The following is a 16,731-nucleotide window of genomic DNA, read 5'->3' as shown; positions in this document are numbered from 1 at the left end:
GGGTCTTTGCGTCCGGATGGCCAGTCACCTCGGCCCCTCCGCTGGTGAAGTCCGGTATGAGAGTAGCTTCGCCGCGGCTTGGGCCAGCCCCTCGACGATCCGCTGAGCCACCAGGGGGGAGGTGCAGACGAAGGTCGGGCTCGGATGTGGAATGGCGAGAACCGGTATCCCCGGCCGGAGCCGTGAGAGTGGTTCGCGCGACAGGCCGGCCACGCGCCCGGCAAGCACCACGACGGCGAGGGACGGAAGCAGATCGATGAGCGGCGCGAGGTAGACGGCGGCGGACGCGATCTCGGCTTTCCTCGGTGCCCGGTTGAGGGCGCCGGGCGCGTGGATGACCCAGGGAACGGCGTTCCAGATGAGGCTGTCGCGCCGTGCGATACCGGCCTCCGCCATGAACCGGAACAGGTTAGCGGCGGTGCCGGTGGGGTTGTCGCGCGAGACGATGCCGGTGCGGCCGATGCCCGGACCCGGTGTCTCCAGCAGCAGGAGAAGCCGTGCGCCGATCCCACCATCGTGCGGATCGGGGTCCGGCACGGCCGCGGACCGTTCCGCCGCGATCCGTCGCGCCAGCGCTTGCAAGGGCGCCACATGCGCCGCATTTCGGCGTGCGCGACGGACAGCGAGCTGCTCCGGATCGGCGAGGCTCCTTGGCCGGATCACGTCAGCCTCGGGCGGCATGGTCCTCGAACAGGGCGGCAACATCGGCGGACAATGTCCCGGCAAGGCGGAACCGCTCAGTCCTCGCCTCGCCCGCCAGACGACCCATCAACCCTTCCACTCCACCGAACTGGAACGCGAGCTGGGTCGCATAGGCCGAGCAGGAGGCACCCTTCCGCGCCTCGGCCATCGCCGAATAGCGACACGCGCGCTCCGGCAACGCATAAAAATCTCGCTTGAACGGCTCCTTCGGCGCAGCGTCGCGAACGGTATAGGGAAAATCACGCCACCACAGAATCGGAACGGTCCATCGCGCTTGGCTCATGGCGCGGACCAGCTGGACGTGATCGACATGGCCGCCGACGGCCTGCGGGGCGAAGACGAGATCGGGAGAGAGGTCGCCGACGAGGCACGAAACCGCATCGCCGAGGGTATCGACGATGTCGTCGTCGCCGCGAGGTTCGGCGAAGAGCTCCGGTGCGGTGCCGTAGCCGCGATGCGGCGCTTCCCGAAACGGCATGTGCAGAGGCGGCGCGATCCCGAGCGCTTCGGCCGCGTGCCGATCCTCGTCCCGCCGGAGCGCCATGTAGTCGATCTCCGGACCCAGGCCTTTGTCGGTCTGGCAGGCGAGGGCAAAACCCTTCGGATCGGCGACGGTGGCGGTGAAGATCGTCGCCATCACCACCTTCCAGCCAGCTTCGGCCAGGGTCGCCAGGGTTCCCCCGCATGAGAAGGCGGCATCGTCGAGATGGGGTGAGAGCGCGAGGGCGACGGGCATAGTCAGAGCAGGTGGGGCTCGGCGCGGAACCGGCAGGCGGGATCATGCGGAAGGGTGTCCGCGAAGTCAGTCCGGGGACGCTCGCCCGCGACCTCGGCATAGACGTCCATGATCTGGCGGCCGACCGCCGTCCAGGAATAGACGCGGCGGCACTCGTCGAGTCCGTCCCGGGCGAGACGCCGGCGCAAGGGCTCGTCCTCGATGACGCGCCGGAGCGCATCGGCGAGGGCTTCCACGTCGCCGGGCTGGACCAGCAATCCGTTCTCACCGTCGCGCAAGCAGTCGGACACGCCCACCGCATGGGTCGAGACCACGGCGAGCCCCGCAGCCATGGCCTCCAGGATGGTGTTGGAAAAGCCCTCGGCATAGGTCGGCGAGACGAAGACGTCAGCCTGCCGGTAGAGGTCGGGTACGGTGTGGTAATCCGCGTAGCCCGTGAAGCGGATCTCGGCCTCGGAAAAGTTCAGCTCGGCCGCACGGGCCTTCGAGGAATCCACGTCGGGTCCGATGCCGGAGACGATCGTCTCGAATGGGACGCCGCGCGAACGCAGCAGGCCGAGCGCGTCGATGAAGTCGAGCACGCCTTTCCGGCGGTCGACCCGGCCGTGATAGAACAGCCGCACCGGCCCCGCATGACCCAGAGGACCGGGGGTAAAGCGCGCCGTGTCGACGGCGCCGGGCACGATAGTGAAGCGGTCCGGGTCGGAGCCCAGCCGGTCGCAGACCTCCTCCACGAAGGAGCGGCCGCCGATGAGGAGGGCGTTCGCCTGGGCCAGCACCTCGCACATGGCGACGCGATGGGTCTCGCAGCAGGACCCGACCCAATGGCCGTCACCGCCCTGGATCGAGACGACGTTGGGAACGCCGATCCGCTTCGAGGCGAGCAGCGTCGCCCAGCCCGTTGGATAGCCGTATTGGGCGTGGAGAAGATCGAAGGGCTGAAGCGCGTGCTCGGTCACGATGGTCTCCACCATCGTCTCGATGTCGCGCTCGAAATCGCCGTTCGTCTGCTCGCCGACCTGTTCGAGGCCGATGACGCGCACACCCGGCACGGATGGCGGCGGGCCACCGCCATAGACGCGGGTGCCGAATTCGTCGCCCCGGTACTGGCTGATCATCGTCACGTCGTGGCCGGCATCGACCAGTTCTCGCAGCAGGTTCTGCGCGTACACGCTCATGCCGGAAATCGCCGGGAAGTAGCGGCGGCTGACGAAGCAGATCCTCACGCGTTCACCTCTGCCTTGTGATTGCGGCAGGTCCGCAGGTAGTCCAGCGATCTCGGCACCATGACGTCGGCGCGGTGGCTCTCGCGGGAGAGTTCGACGCAGACGAGGCGCTGGAAGCCGATGGCGTCGAGGGCGTCGAGCACACCGGCGACCTCCATATCGCCCTCACCGAAGGGCAGGTGGATATGCTCGCCCCGCGCCATGTCCTCAATGGCGACGGTGCCGATCACGTCGGCGAATTCCGCCACGGCCGCCGCCGGATCGCGCTCGCCGGTCACGAGGCAATGGCCGGTATCGAGGGCGAGCCTCAAGCCTTCGATGTTCAAGGCGGCGAAATCGTCCAGGGTCTCCACCAGCATGCCGGGTTCCGGCTCGAGGCAGGCGACGATGCCCTGCTCACGGGCATAACCCACGATCTCGGCGACGCCATCGCCGAGCCAGAGGCGGGCCTCGTCCCGGTCGATGCCGGATCTCGGAACGCCGGCCCAAAACGACACGGCTTCCGAATGCAGGATCACGGCGATGTCCACCGCCCGCTTGAGGAACCCGATGCGCCGGGCGCGCCCGGAAGCGTCCGCGCTCACGAGGGTCGGCTCGTGCTTCGCCCTTGGGTCGAGGAGGAAACGGGCACCGGTCTCGATGACGCTGCCGAGGCCGAGCCGTTGCAGCCGGCTCGACACGCGCTGGGCCTCCTGGACCCAGTTCTCGGCGAACGGATCGAGATGGTGGATGTCGAGAGTCAGTGCCACGCCCTGGTAGCCGGCATCGGCGATGAGATCGATGGCGTCGTCCAGGCGATGGTTGGCCGTGCCGTTGGTGTTGTAGGCGAAACGAAGGGTCATGCCGCCCTCCCCTGCTGTTCGAGGCGGAACGGCGCGTGATGCGATTCCGGCTCGCGGTAGAGCGGGTAATGCCGCCCGACGATCTCGTCGGCCAGGGCCACGTCGAAGAGCGGCTGGCCGCCGAGACGATCGAGCGCTTCGGGGGTGAGACGCACGGGGAGCTTCGTCTCGCTGGCCTCACCGAACGTGATCAGCGGATGGTCCCGCTCGATCAGTTTGGCGGCGTTGCGCTCGCCGATGCGGTGATAGCTCATCGTCTCGACTTCCAGCCCCGGTACGATCGCCTTGACCACACCGACGCTGCCGCGTGGCGGAGAGCAATCGACGTAGAGAACGTCGAACCCGGCCTCTTCGAGGCGCTCGCGGGCGATCCGTCCACGGGCATGGCCGTCGGGGGCCTCCGTCGTCGGCAGGTCCGTGAACGCCTTGGTGCTGCGCTCGGAATAGACCGTGTCCTTCAGAACGTCGCGCAGCCCCTCCGGCGGCAGGACGATCCATTCGAGCATGGCTTTCAGGGCGCGGCTCTCCTCCAGATCGAGGCTCGGCAAGGCCTTCTGGATGAAGGCGTTGACGTAGCCCGGCGGCGTCACCCGTTCGGCGAAGGAAAGTGGGCCGTGGCCGAAGGCCTTGCGCACGCGGGCCGCCTGGAATTCGAGGAGCGCCTTGCGCAGGGCCCGCTCGCGGTCCGGATCACAGGCCTCGCCGCAGGCGGAGAGGGCCACGGGGACCGGAGCGTCGGCGGGGTTCCGGTCGTGACCGACGACGTAGATGTTGGTGAGACCGAACTGGTCGGTGGCGAATTTCGGCAGCGCCCGGATGCCGAGATCGTCGAGACGGGCGAGCATAGCCCTGTTTTCCGGGCCGATCCCGTCGAGATCGAGCATCACGCCCTGGTCGAGGGCGCGGAACAGGAGGCCGTTACCGTCGCGCTGGAGCAGTTCGAGCAGGCCGTGGCCAAGGGCGAACTCCACATCCGGCCCGGCGCCGAGGCCGTTGGTGATGAGGTTGGTGAAGGGCTTGTAGCCCTCCGACAGTTCGAAATAATCCGTGGCCGCGATGTCGAGGGGCATCAGAACGGTCTCGCCCGTGCGCGCCCGGACGCTCGGCGTCCATTCGAGCACCCTGTCGCGGCCAACCGGGGAGCCTGCGGGCAGACACAGGGTGAGCGGATCGGCGACTGAGCCAATGCCGAAGACCTTGGTCAGGTCGTGGTAGGAGCCTCGCTCCTTCTTGCGCGGCATGACCGCCAGTGACGGCATCAGGTTCTCGGCGATTTCGGCGACCGCGCCGATCAGCGCCTCGTCGTCGGTGGCGCCGTAGCCAATACCGCTCGGCATGGCGCCGACGAAGAACGGATCGTCGAGGAACAGCGAGACGAACCAGACAGGGATGCCGGTCCGGTCGAGTGGGGCCAGGGGGAAGCCGACGATGCGCCCCTTCGGCAGGATGTCGAGATAGGCGCGCACGGGCTCGGGCAGCGACGCGGGCAGCCCCTCGATGACCCGCGGGCCGCCATAGGTGTAGGGCCGGGGGGACTTGATGCGCGGGTCGCGCGCCCGGGCGTCCTGGTCGTGTTCGCTCATGTCGGTCGTCCCTCAGTTCAGGATAGTCCCACCCATCGACCTCATCCTGAGGTGCCGCAGCGTCGCTGCGGCCTCGAAGGAGGCCTCCGGGACCGAGAGCGATCGCTGGAAGTCTCCTTCGAGGCTGCTTCGCAGCACCTCAGGATGAGATCCGGGGTGGGAAGCAAGTAGGCGTCACGGTCCGCATTCTAGTCCTCGACGACCCGAGCGGTCCGGCAACCTTCGTAAGCCCGAGCCAGGAGCCGCATCGTGTGAAGGTCGCGCTCGGCGCTGTAGGCGTCGCGCTCGGCGGGCCGGCGCAGGGCGGAGCCGAAGGCGCGGACCTGTTCGAGGAAGGGCGAGGCCTCTGCGTCGAAGGAGAGGGCTTGCGCCTGCCCGCTGACACCGTCGGTGAGGCTGAGCGTGCCGCCCGCCACCTGCCCCATCGTGTCGATGGCGGTGAGGGCCCCCTTGGTGCCGATCGCTTCGAGGCGGCGGCGTGGCAGCGCGTCAGGGCAATTGTAAGCGACGTGAAGGTTGGCGAGGATGCCGGAGCCGGTACGGCCGATGAGAAGCGCGCCGTCATCGACGGCGTAATCCTGCGCCCTCGCCTGGGTCAGAGCGGCGATGTCCTCGATGGACTCGTCGAGGAGGAAATCAACGAGGTCGATGCCGTGGGGTGCCAGATCCATCAGCGCCCCGCCGCCTGCCTTCAGCGGGTCGATGCGCCAATTGTCCTGTCCGGCGAAGGAGGTCCAGGCGCGGTCGAGCCAACAGGCATAGACGATGCGGATCGTGGTCACGGCGCCGATGCGGCCCTGGCGGATCGCGTCGCGCATCGCCCGGTGCGCCGGGTGGTGACGCTGGTCGAAGGCGGTGCCGTAGAAGATGCCGCCTTTGCCAACCGCAGCGACCATCGCCTCGGCGTCGGAGAGCGAGGCTGCCATCGGCTTTTCGCAGAGCACCGCTTTGCCCGATGCGGCGAGGGCCTCCACCGCCTCTCGGTGGAGGTGGTTCGGGGTCGCCACGTAGACCGCCTCGACCTCCGGCTCCAAGAGCAGACCGGCGATGTCGGCATGAGCGCGAGCGCCTTCCGCCTCGGCGGCAGCGCGCGATGCCTCTCCGGGATCGGACACGGCAACGAGCCGATGCCCTGCGCTGCGGATGCCGGGAGCCATGTAATCCCGCGCGACCCAGCCGTAGCCGACGATGCCCCAACCGATGGAATCGCCCATCACCAGCGCTCCGGCAGGTCGACGAACTCGCGGCGGCGGACACGGTCCTCGTGGGGCGATTGCTCGCCGCCAACCCAGTCGAGGATCTCGGGTCCGTCCGAATGCGGGGGATAGGTGACCCGGGAGGCGTATTCCGCCTCGTAGCGTTCGGAGGGCCAGACGACGGTGTAGCCGCCCGCCGAGTCGGGCTCATAGAGAGGGTTGAGGCGAAGCGACGTTCCCTCGGTCGGCCAGGTCAGACCATCGAGGATGGCGCGCGGGGCTGGCCTCATTCCGGCGCCGGCGACCACGGAGAACGCCTCCACATGTCGCAGGTCGGCCGGGCGCCGTGGCGACGGCGCGCGCTTCTCGACGAGGGCGCGGGTGAGTTCGTCGTCGTCATAGACGAGCGCGTCCGGAAACAGCTCCTCGATCTCGTCCGCCGAGACCGCACGACCGGCCGAGAAGCCCGGCCGCTCGGAATTGTGGATGTGGCTGAGAACGAGCCAGCCATCGTCGCCGGCATTCTGGCGGAGGCATTCGAGCACGGCCGGCTTGTCGTCGAGGAAGTAGAACGCGTCGTTGCAGACGACGAGATCCACCGGCGCACCCGGGATCGGCCAATGCGGCGAACCGGCGTCGAAACAGACGAACTGCGCCGTCTCGCCGACGACCCAGTGGCGCGCCACCCAAAGCTTGGCGAAGACGACGTCGGCGCCCGCTACTTTGACGCCGCGCGCCTGGATCTCGCGCAGATAATGGCCGATGCCGCAGGCGAATTCGAAGACGCAGAGGGGGTCGTTCCAATGCGCCTCGAGGAGCGTCAGCCCGGCCAGGAAGGTCGGGTCGGTCCAGCGATGCAGGAAGTAGTCGCCGACCCGGCCCCAGCCGAGAAGACGCACGGCGTCGCGCAGACTGGCCTTGCTGCGGTCGCGGACGAGGGCATGGAGGTCCAGGGGATCGGCCGGAGGGCCGGTCCACCAATCGTCCTGATCGGCAAGCAGACCTTCCAGGGCGAGATCGTCCTGACCGTTGTCGAGCAGGGCGAGCGTAGATTCGACGAGGTCGTCGCGCCCGGTTCGGAGGTAGGGAATGCCGTCCACGACGGGCCAGCGCACATTCGTCTCCACGTCGCGCAGGGAATGCGGCGTGTCGGCTTTGAGCGCGTGCCCCGTGTGAGGGGAAAGGAGGTCGAATGGAATCATGACACGCGGCCCATCCTGCCGCTGCAAACCATCACGGGATTCGCATGTCCCTGAGGACACGGTCGTGGAAGCCCTTCACCGGGCCGGCATGGACCAGTTCCATGTCGTCGAGCACGGTCGTCATGGTCAGGGACGCGGCCTTAAGGTGTTGGGAAATCTGAAGAACCCGGTCGATGCAATCGGCGGCGTGGAAGGCGCGACCCTCGGCCGTCGCATCGTCGGGCAGGACGGCGCGCGCCCGCTCAACGGTCTCGCGCAAGGGGGCGTCCAACTCGTCGAGAGCCCATTGCGTGGTCCGCGCCATGATTGGAGCGAGGTGGTCGCCGAGCAGCATTTCGCCGGTGAAACCGGCATCGGGCATTGCCGCGTTGTGGAAGTGGTGGCTCATGGCCGCCAGGAAGACGAGGGTGGGGTCGGCCCGGTAGAACGGGCTCAGCACGACCCCGTAGACCGCCACCATCAGGCAATGTTCGGCATGGTTTTCCGGCGGTTCGAGCAGGATGCGAGGCTTGCCGGGACAGGTCACGCCGGCCCTCGGCTGGTGGCTCAGTGCCGCCACGAAACCCGGTAAAGGACCGCCATGCACCACCCCGTTCGTGCGCAACGCGACGGCCATACGCCGTTTCAGATCGGGGTCGACCGTGGCGGTGACGGCGTCGAGTCCGGACGTGAGAACGTCGCCGATTTCCGCCTCGCCGAGACCGGTGGAGGCGAGGAAAGCGGCGTCGAGGTCACAGAGCCTGGAGGCCGCGAGCGCCTTGGCGGTGATGTCGATGGCGACCGTCTCGGGATCGGCGCCACCGGTCAGGGCCGACCAGCCTTGAGCGAACAGCCGCTCGGCGATGGAGCCGATGCGCCCGGCCGAATGCACGCGCTTGAGGTCGTTGAGCTCGACGAACAACTCGCGCAACGCGAAGGGGGCAGCCATGCCGCCCCCCGTATCGGACGAGGTCATTGCTGGCCGCCGAGCCACTCGAGCAGCATGTGCTGCTGCTTGCCGAAATCGTGCTCCGGCCCATGGCCGTTGGCGACCATCGGCGCCTTGAAGAACGAGGACAGCTGCTCCTGGGGGCCGCTCTCGCCGCGCTTCTTGGCGAGGTCGAGAACGCGGGCGATCTCGATCACCAGGGGTGCGGCAAGGATGGAATCCTTGCAGAGGAAGTTGACCTTGATCTGCATCCGCTGACCGAGAAATCCGGTGACGTCGATATTGTCCCAGGCTTCCTTGTCGTCGCCACGCGGACGGTAATAGTGGATGTGGACCAGATGGTCCTCGACCGGATAGCCGAGGATCGAATCCAGCACCGTACCCTTGGTGTTGAGCTTCGACTGGAGCGAATCCTTGTCGTTCAGGGCGAGACCGTCGCGGTTACCGAGGATGTTGGTGGAGAACCAACCATCCACGTGCAGGGCACGGGCCTTGAGGGCCGGCGCCAGGACGGTCTTCATCATGGTCTGGCCGGTCTTGCCGTCCTTGCCCGCCAACGGCACGCCGTTCTCGCGGGCGAGTTCGAGCAGGGCCGGAATGTCGGCGGCCACGCTCGGGGTGAAGTTGGCGTAAGGCACGCCGCTCTGGATCGCCGCATAGGCGTAGAGCATCGCCGGGCTGATCGCCTCGTCGCTGGAATCGAGACCCTTCTCGAAAGCGTCGCGCGAGTTCAGTGCGGGCGCATCCAGGTTGGGCCAACGTTCCGTGGAGGCGAGGTTGATCACGACGACTTCGTCGAGATTGCTCTCCAGGCGAAAACGACGAAGGTCGTTTGCGATGACGGAGACCGCCTCGCGGTGATCGGCGGCGACGATGCGGTTGGCACCCTCGATGTTCTTGCAGAACTTGGCGCTGCCGACAGCCGGCCAGGGCTTGATGCCCTTGAGCACCTGGGCGCCGTTCTCGATATCCTGCTTGGTGAGCACGCCGTGGCCGGTGGCGGCCGAGGCGAGATCGTCGTCGTTGAGATCCCAGCCGCCGAAAACGAGATCCTTGTAATCGGCCAATCCGGCCACCGAGAGGCCTGCGAGAGGCAACCCGTCGAGGCGGTTCGATCCGGATTTGATCATCTCGATGCCGGCGATGGCGGTGGTGGCGACAGCGCCACCCATACCGACGAAGGCAACGCCGACGCGGCGACCGGTCTGCATGCTCATTGGAAAAAGGCTTCCTTCAATGGGTCCATCGGGGCGCGTCTCGTCGATGTTTCGAAATCGCCCTCTGGGACCATCGTAACTGGGCTACGGAGCCTTCGTTCCAACCCCGGCCAGAATGCCTTTTTGACGCGGCCTCTCTGAACCGCGTCCGAACGATTAATTAAAATATCGTTAAATCATAGCCTTAACCGTTCCTTAAGCGTGCCACGCTTGAATCACGGAGCTGTCCCAATGTGGTCACAGCTCCCAGCGAGATGTCCGCTCGCTGAACTGATCGAAGCCGCGTCCTAGAACGCCGCGGCACGAACAAGGAACAATGATGGGGCTTTTCCCGGAGCCGGCGCATCGCGCCGACGACGCGTGCCGTCTCGAGCCTGACGAGACCCTGGATCGTGACGAGACGGTTGCTTGGCTGAAGCCCGGCTCCCTTCGCGACAGGAAGACGGCAAGCACCACGGTATCGGCCAAACTCACCCTCGCGAAGATCGCGATCGGCCTGCTGCTCGGCTCGGGACTGCCGCAAAGCGCCTTGGCGCCGGCAGCGACCGCCCACGACCGCATCGACATCCGCGCCTACGTCGCCAGCGATTTCGCGGCGGCCACGATCGACAAACCCACGGATTGGGATGGGGTTCCCCTCCTCGACCAGGAACCTGCGACGGCCAGCCTGATCGAAAACGACCTCGCTTCTCTTCCCCAGAGCCGCGAGAGCGACGGACGGGACGTGCTTCGGTTCGGCGACATGAATGTGCCGCGCGACATCGTCGAGACGATCCTGAAGGCGTCGTCCGAAACCGGGGTCGATCCGGTCTACATGATGGCGCTGGCCGACAAGGAATCGAGCTTCTCGACCACCGTGAAGGCATCGACCTCTTCGGCCGAGGGGCTGTTCCAGTTCCTGTCCGCCACCTGGCTCGAACTGCTGCGAACCTATGGCGCCCGCTACGGCTATGAGACCGAGGCCAACGCCATCACCGGCCGCGGCAGCGCCATCACGATCCAGGACGAAGCCACCCGCACCCGCGTGCTGCGCCTTCGGCAGGACCCCTATGCGGCAGCCCTCATGGCGGGAGAACTGATCAAGCGCGACCGCGCCCGCATCGAGCAGCGTATCGGCCGCGAACTGAAGACGTCCGAACTCTATCTCGCCCACTTCCTCGGGACATCGAGCGCCGGCAAGTTCCTGACGCTGAGCGACGACAACCCGGATCTCGTGGCCAAGCAGGCTTTTCGCGCCGCCGCGCGCGCCAACCGCAGCCTCTTCACCGCGAAGGACGGCAAGCACCGCCGCAGCCTCACCGTCGCGGAAGTTCGCGAGCGCCTCGGCGACATGATCGACCGCCGGCTCGACCAGTATGAAGGCGTCACCGCCCTGGTCGGTACCCAGGACGTCACCCCGGGGACGAACAGCGATCCGAGCCAGGCTTCGGCCCTCCTCGATGCCAGCCTGCGCGTTTCGGCCCCGACCCAGCGGATGCAGGTGACCGAGGCTTTGCCGAGAGAGTAGAGCTTCGGAGGAGATTCGGCGCTCGGGCTGCACGGGACCAAAGGGCGTGACGATGCCGCTTCCGGCATGGCGTCCACGGTTCTTTCCGGTCTAGAACCGCCAAATCAGCGCCGACGGTAAGCCGACGGGACCTGCACTCCTGGATGACGACCGGCGGCCGATGACAGATCAAGAACCGGAACGGCCGAAGGCCCCTGACGTGCCGGATGCCCGAACCGCCGCCCGCGAAGCCGGGCAGGCGGCACGTGTCCTGTTCAGGCATCTCGGCTTTCTCCTCGCCACGGCCTTACGCGGCCTCGCGCGGGGCTCGCTTTCGACGGGGCGCGCTGCGAGGCGGATGCTCGCCACCCTCGGTTCGAGGCTCACCGCACGCACCACCTCCGCGCGAGCGAGCGACACGGGCACTCCGCCTGCGGCAGGGATCGCTCCGGCGGCGCAGACGCCACAATCGGGCTGGCGCGGCCGTCTGCGGCAACGGCCCTACCTCGCTGCCGGTCTTGCGGCCCTCGCCCTGCCGCTGGTCTTCGTCGCTTGCCTCGTCCTCTACAGTTTCGCGACCCTGCCCCCGCTCGGCGGGGTGGTGCCGGAAGGCGGCCAGCGCGCCCTCACGGTGGAGGCGGATGACGGGAGGGTCTTCGCCACGCGCGGCGCCTTCCAGGGCCAGAAGCTCACGGCGGCGGACATGCCCGCTCATCTCGCCCAGGCGGTGGTCTCCATCGAGGACCGGCGGTTCTACTCGCATTGGGGGGTCGACCCGCGCGGGCTGGTGCGGGCGCTCTGGCGCAACACCGTGAGCGGCGGCGTGCGCGAGGGCGCGTCCACCATCACGCAGCAATATGTCCGGCTCACCTCCCTCACCCAGGAGAAGACGCTGCGCCGGAAGATCCAGGAAGCGTTCCTGGCCCTGCGCGTGGAGAGCACGATGTCGAAGGAGGACATCCTCCTCGGCTATCTCAACACCGCCTATTTCGGGGCCGGCGCCTATGGCATCGACGCCGCGTCCCGGCGCTATTTCGGCAAGGGCGCGAAGGCGCTGACGCTGCCCGAGGCGGCGATGCTGGCGGGCCTCGTCCGGGCGCCGTCGCAATTGGCGCCGACGCGCAATTTCGGCGGCGCCAAGGAGCGCGCCGACATCGTGCTGCAGACCATGGTCGAGACCGGCGCGATCACCGCCGCCGAGGCCGACAAGGCACGCGCCGAGACGATCACCCTGCGCACCCCGCCCGAGACGCCGCCGGGCACCAACTACTTCCTCGACATGGTGTCGGCGGACGCCAAGCGCCTGTCGGACACATCCGGCGACGTCACCCTGCGCACCACCCTGAACCTCGATCTGCAGAGCCTGGCGGAGGGCGTCATCGCCCGGCGGCTCGATGCGGAAGGGGCCAAGAAGAAGGCGAGCCAGGGCGCCATGGTCGTCCTGAACAAGGAGGGCGCGATCCTCGCCATGGTGGGCGGGCGCGATTACGAGGACAGCCAGTTCAACCGGGCGACCCAGGCCAAGCGCCAGGCCGGCTCACTGTTCAAGCTGTTCGTCTACCTCACCGCCTATGAGAAGGGCCTCTCGCCGGAGACGGTGCTGGTGGACCGGCCGATCCAGATCGGCGATTGGGAGCCGCAGAATGCGAGCGGCCGTTTCCGGGGAGCGGTCCCCCTCCGCACCGCCTTCGCGCAATCGATCAACACCATCGCCGCGCAGCTCGCCGATGAGATCGGCATGGCCTCCGTGATCGAGACCGCACGCAAGCTCGGCGTCACCTCCGATCTTCCCAACGTCCCGAGCCTTGCACTCGGCTCGGCCGAAGTCTCCCTGCTAGAGATGACACGGGCCTATGCTGGCGTGCTGGCCAGCGCCCAGCCCCTCGACACCTATGGCGTCCATGCCATTCGCGGAGCCGGCCCCGACCCGCTCTACCTGCGCCCCGACGCCAAGCCGGCGACGCCGCTGCCGGGCGAGAGCCGCGCGATGATGCTGGATTCACTCCAGGCGGTGGTGGATAGCGGAACCGGGCGGGCCGCGCGGATCACCAACCTCGCGGTGGGCGGCAAGACCGGGACGACGCAGGATTACCGCGATGCCTGGTTCGTCGGCGTGACGCCGGACCTCGTCGTCGGCGTCTGGGTCGGCAACGACGACAATTCCTCCATGAACAAGGTCGGCGGCGGCGACCTGCCGGCGGCGATCTTCAAGGACTTCACCCAACGCGCCACCGTGCAGATGGCGTCACGGCGCAAGCGCCCCTCGGCCGCCCGCGCCGAGCCGGCTCCGGCCGCCAAGGAGACCAGTGCGGCCGGGGCGTTGCGCGGCGTGCCGGAGGTGATCGATACCGGCACTCTCTCGTTCCGTGGTCGGACGGTGCGCCTGCTGGGCGTCGATGGCGAGCGCGGCGCCCTGGCGCGCCAACTCGCGCGCTATCTGCGCCGGCGCGAAGTCGTCTGTGCCCCGGCGGCCGGCGAGGCGACCGACGAGGCGCAGCCCGCGGGCCTGCGCTGCCAGATCGACGGCGACGACCTCGCCTCCCTCATCCTCACGGCCGGCGGTGCCCGCGCGTCTGAGGATGCCCCGTCGGACCTCCTGGCGGCGGAGGAGCAGGCCCGGTCCGAGCGGGCCGGTTTGTGGCAGCGGGAACGTTAGGATCGTTCGCCCGTCGTTGACAGGCGACCATCCCTCACCCATTTGTGTAGTACGCTATATGATAGTAAGCTGCACGAATGACCCGTGATCGACAGAGGATCGCGACGGAGTTTTCCTTCGCGCTTAACGCCGCCGCCAACCGCATGGTGCGGCTGCACAAGCCTTTCCTCGAGCCGCTTGGCCTGACGTTCTCGCAATACCTCGTCGCCCTCGAATTGATGAATGGCTCGCCTCTGACGGTGGGCGAGATATGTGCCCGCCTCGACATGGAGACGGGCACCCTGACGCCGCTGCTCAAGCGGCTGGAGGCCGCCGGCGTGGTGACACGGACACGCGACGCCTCCGACGAACGCCGGGTGCTGATCGATCTGACCCCGCATGGCCGAGCCCTGGAAGGAGCGCTTCGCGGCATCCCCGACAGGATCCGGACGGCGTGTCAGCTGACCCCGGAGGCCATCGAAGAGTTGCGCCGCACTCTCGACGGCCTCGCGCGCCCGGTCGCCGCCCCGTGAGGGGGGCGGCCACCCCAAATTCAAAGGACACAGGCATGAAAATCGGCGTCATCGGCACCGGCAATATCGGCGGCACGCTCGCCCGCAAGCTCAGCGCGGCGGGACACCAGGTCCGCGTGGCGAATTCGAAGGGCCCCGACGGCGTGCGCGCCTTCGCCGAGGAGATCGGCGCGACTCCCGCCGATGCCCACGGGGCCGTCGCGGGCGCGGACCTCGTGATCCTGTCGATCCCGTTTCCCGCCGTCGCCCAGCTGCCGAAAGACCTGTTCGACGGCCTGCCCGAGGCCACCCCGATCGTCGACACGGGCAATTACTATCCCGGCCTGCGCGACCCGCAGATCGCCGAACTCGACGCGGGTAAGACGGAGAGCGTCTGGGTGTCGGAACAGATCGGCCGCCCCATCGTCAAGGCGTTCAACAACATCCTCGCCCATTCCCTCGCCGAGCTCGGGCGTCCGGCGGGTGCGCCCGACCGGATCGCCGTCGCCGTGGCCGGCGATGCCGAAGCGGCGAAGCGGACCGTGATGGACATCGTGGACCAGGTCGGCTTCGACCCGGTGGATGGGGGATCGCTGGCGGAGTCCTGGCGCCAGCAGCCCGCCACCCCGGGTTATTGCTGCGACTACGACGCGGAGACGATGCGCGAGGCCCTGCTCGCCGCAGTGAAGGGAGAGGCTCCCAAGACCCTGAACCGGGTCTATGGCCTCTTGGGAAAACTCGGTCCCAATCCCAGCCATGCCGAGATGATCGCCATGAACCGTTCGGTGCATGCGGCCGACTGAGAGCGGACGAACCGTAACCCGGGACCATTCGCGGCGCCGCGCCGATCCGATGGCACCGGGGCGGCGTCCCACATCGTCCCTCGGTCGCCGGCCTTCGGACGGCCTACCGGAACGGCGGTTCGTCGAAGCTCCTCAGCTTGCGCGAATGCAGGCCGTTGCGGTCGGCGCGGAGGATATCGAGGGCGGAGAGGCCGATGAGCAGGTGCTCGGCCACCGCCCGTTCGTAGAAGGCGTTGGCCGCCCCCGGCAGCTTGATCTCGCCGTGGAGCGGCTTGTCGGACACACAGAGGAGCGTGCCGTAGGGAACCCGCAGGCGGTAGCCCTGCGCCGCGATGGTGCCGCTCTCCATGTCGACGCCGATGGCGCGGGACAGGTTGATCCGCCGCCGCTCCTGGCTGAAGCGGAGCTCCCAGTTGCGGTCGTCGTAGGTCACCACCGTGCCCGTGCGCAGGCGCCGCTTCAGGTCGTCGCTGGTCTCGCCGGTGACGCTGGCGGCCGCGGCCTGGAGCGCGAGCTGGACTTCGGCCAGGGCCGGCACCGGCACGTCCGGCGGAACCAGCTCGTCGAGGATACGATCCCTGCGCAGATAGCCATGGGCGAGGACGTAATCGCCGATGGTCTGCGATTGCCGCAACCCGCCGCAATGGCCGACCATGAGCCAGCAATGCGGACGCAGGACCGCGAGATGGTCGGTGATCGTCTTGGCGTTGGACGGGCCGACGCCGATGTTGACCAGCGTGGTGCCCTGCATCGACCCGTCGGGGCCGCGCGCCACGAGGTGATAGGCCGGCATCTGGAACTTGTGCCAGGGAGAGGCGGCGATGAGGGCCGCCGGATCGATGCCCGCCGCCTCCTCCCGCGAGACGGTGATACCGCCGGGCAGGATCATGCGCTCGTAGCCGTCCCTGCCGCTGGCGAGCTGCTCCAAGCCGTGCCGGATGAAGCCATCGACGTAGCGATGGTAGTTCGTGAGCAGGATCCACGGCTGGACGTCGCGCCAGTCGCAGCCGGTGTAATGGACGAGGCGGCGCAGGGAGTAATCGACCCGGATCGCGTCGAACAGCGCCAGGGGCTTCGGCTCTTCGACCGGCGCCACCCAGAGGCCGTCGGCGATCTCGTCACCCACCACCGAGAGCAGCGGGACGGGGAAGTAGGTGGCCAGATCGCGCGGCGTGATCCCGCTGCCCGAGAGGTTGGCGCCGGGCTCCAGCACATAGGGATAGGGAATTTCCTGCGCGCTCAGGCCGACTTCGAGGGTCGCACCGTAATCCCGGATCAGGGGCGTCAGCTGCTCCAGCAGGTACGGCCGGAAATGCGCCGGCTGCGTCACCGTGGTGGCGTAGGTGCCGGGAGACTGGAACTTCGCCGTTGCGCGGGAAAAGCGCGGAATCGGCCCGGACGGGTGATAGGTGATCCGCAATTCGGGATAGCGGAACTGAAGCCGCTCGGCATGGTCGGGCGCGGCGCCCCCGTCGAGATAGCGGGTCAGGGCGGTCTGGAGCGACTGGATCGCACCCGCGTAGAGAGCGGCGAGGCGGTCGACGGCGGTCTCGGCATCGCCCACGGATTCCATCGGGCGCCATTCGCTGGTGGTCACGCTCTCTCCTTGGGAAGGCTTCGGCCCGAAGGCCGGCGGTGCCGCCGACGGCCATATGCAAGAATC

General features: G+C 67.9%; 14 protein-coding genes. 4 read left to right on the top strand and 10 right to left on the bottom strand.

Going from position 1 to position 16,731, the window contains the following annotated elements; translation table 11 throughout:
- Positions 1-24: 24 nt before the first annotated feature.
- The 9 genes from ASF08_RS02405 to ASF08_RS02365 all read right to left on the bottom strand — a co-directional run bounded on the left by ASF08_RS02405 (position 25) and on the right by ASF08_RS02365 (position 9,632).
- Complete coding sequence (locus tag ASF08_RS02405) at positions 25-681, bottom strand: uracil-DNA glycosylase (RefSeq protein ID WP_056140690.1); 657 nt, start codon at positions 679-681, stop codon at positions 25-27.
- Entirely contained in the window at positions 665-1,438 is a 774-nt protein-coding gene (locus tag ASF08_RS02400; RefSeq protein ID WP_056140686.1) for a PIG-L deacetylase family protein, read from the bottom strand. The genes ASF08_RS02405 and ASF08_RS02400 overlap by 17 nt, the downstream gene beginning before the upstream one ends.
- Before the next feature lie 2 nt (positions 1,439-1,440).
- A complete protein-coding gene (locus ASF08_RS02395; RefSeq protein ID WP_056140685.1) occupies positions 1,441-2,664 on the bottom strand; it encodes a glycosyltransferase family 4 protein in 1,224 nt (407 codons plus the stop codon).
- Entirely contained in the window at positions 2,661-3,506 is an 846-nt protein-coding gene (locus ASF08_RS02390; protein ID WP_056140683.1) for a sugar phosphate isomerase/epimerase family protein, read from the bottom strand. The genes ASF08_RS02395 and ASF08_RS02390 overlap by 4 nt, the downstream gene beginning before the upstream one ends.
- Complete coding sequence (locus ASF08_RS02385) at positions 3,503-5,089, bottom strand: YcaO-like family protein (RefSeq protein WP_056140677.1); 1,587 nt, start codon at positions 5,087-5,089, stop codon at positions 3,503-3,505. The genes ASF08_RS02390 and ASF08_RS02385 overlap by 4 nt, the downstream gene beginning before the upstream one ends.
- 188 nt (positions 5,090-5,277) lie before the next feature.
- Entirely contained in the window at positions 5,278-6,303 is a 1,026-nt protein-coding gene (locus ASF08_RS02380) for a Gfo/Idh/MocA family protein (RefSeq protein WP_056140672.1), read from the bottom strand.
- Positions 6,303-7,487 carry a class I SAM-dependent methyltransferase gene (locus tag ASF08_RS02375; protein ID WP_056140669.1) on the bottom strand — a complete coding sequence of 395 codons (1,185 nt, stop codon included), beginning with the start codon at positions 7,485-7,487 and terminating at the stop codon, positions 6,303-6,305. The genes ASF08_RS02380 and ASF08_RS02375 overlap by 1 nt, the downstream gene beginning before the upstream one ends.
- Positions 7,488-7,518: 31 nt before the next feature.
- The gene (locus ASF08_RS02370) at positions 7,519-8,415 is read right to left on the bottom strand and encodes a hypothetical protein (protein ID WP_056140666.1); all 897 of its coding nucleotides are present in this window, start codon (positions 8,413-8,415) and stop codon (positions 7,519-7,521) included.
- 23 nt (positions 8,416-8,438) lie between these two features.
- A complete protein-coding gene (locus ASF08_RS02365) occupies positions 8,439-9,632 on the bottom strand; it encodes an inositol-3-phosphate synthase (RefSeq protein ID WP_018044958.1) in 1,194 nt (397 codons plus the stop codon).
- 316 nt (positions 9,633-9,948) lie between these two features.
- On the opposite strand from ASF08_RS02365, the gene ASF08_RS02360 reads away from it, so the two are divergent.
- The 4 genes from ASF08_RS02360 (at position 9,949) to ASF08_RS02345 (ending at position 15,068) form a co-directional block, all read left to right on the top strand.
- Positions 9,949-11,139, top strand: a complete 1,191-nt coding sequence (locus ASF08_RS02360) for a transglycosylase SLT domain-containing protein (protein ID WP_082473010.1) — start codon at positions 9,949-9,951, stop codon at positions 11,137-11,139.
- A gap of 160 nt (positions 11,140-11,299) precedes the next feature.
- Positions 11,300-13,774 (top strand): PBP1A family penicillin-binding protein, encoded by a 2,475-nt coding sequence (locus tag ASF08_RS02355; RefSeq protein ID WP_056140664.1) that lies wholly within the window; start codon positions 11,300-11,302, stop codon positions 13,772-13,774.
- 77 nt (positions 13,775-13,851) lie between these two features.
- Positions 13,852-14,286, top strand: coding sequence for a MarR family winged helix-turn-helix transcriptional regulator (locus ASF08_RS02350; RefSeq protein ID WP_056140662.1), 435 nt, complete (start codon positions 13,852-13,854; stop codon positions 14,284-14,286).
- Complete coding sequence (locus ASF08_RS02345) at positions 14,208-15,068, top strand: NADPH-dependent F420 reductase (RefSeq protein WP_274534476.1); 861 nt, start codon at positions 14,208-14,210, stop codon at positions 15,066-15,068. Before ASF08_RS02350 ends, ASF08_RS02345 begins: the two co-directional genes overlap by 79 nt.
- Positions 15,069-15,171: 103 nt before the next feature.
- On the opposite strand, the gene ASF08_RS02340 is transcribed toward ASF08_RS02345, so the two are convergent.
- Positions 15,172-16,641 (bottom strand): AMP nucleosidase, encoded by a 1,470-nt coding sequence (locus tag ASF08_RS02340; RefSeq protein ID WP_026176131.1) that lies wholly within the window; start codon positions 16,639-16,641, stop codon positions 15,172-15,174.
- Positions 16,642-16,731: the final 90 nt, after the last annotated feature.

The sequence above is a fragment of the Methylobacterium sp. Leaf85 genome (assembly GCF_001422125.1).
Taxonomy (GTDB): domain Bacteria; phylum Pseudomonadota; class Alphaproteobacteria; order Rhizobiales; family Beijerinckiaceae; genus Methylobacterium; species Methylobacterium bullatum.
The sequence above is the reverse complement of the archived record's forward strand: the minus strand, read 5'-3'. Positions and strand labels throughout refer to the sequence as shown.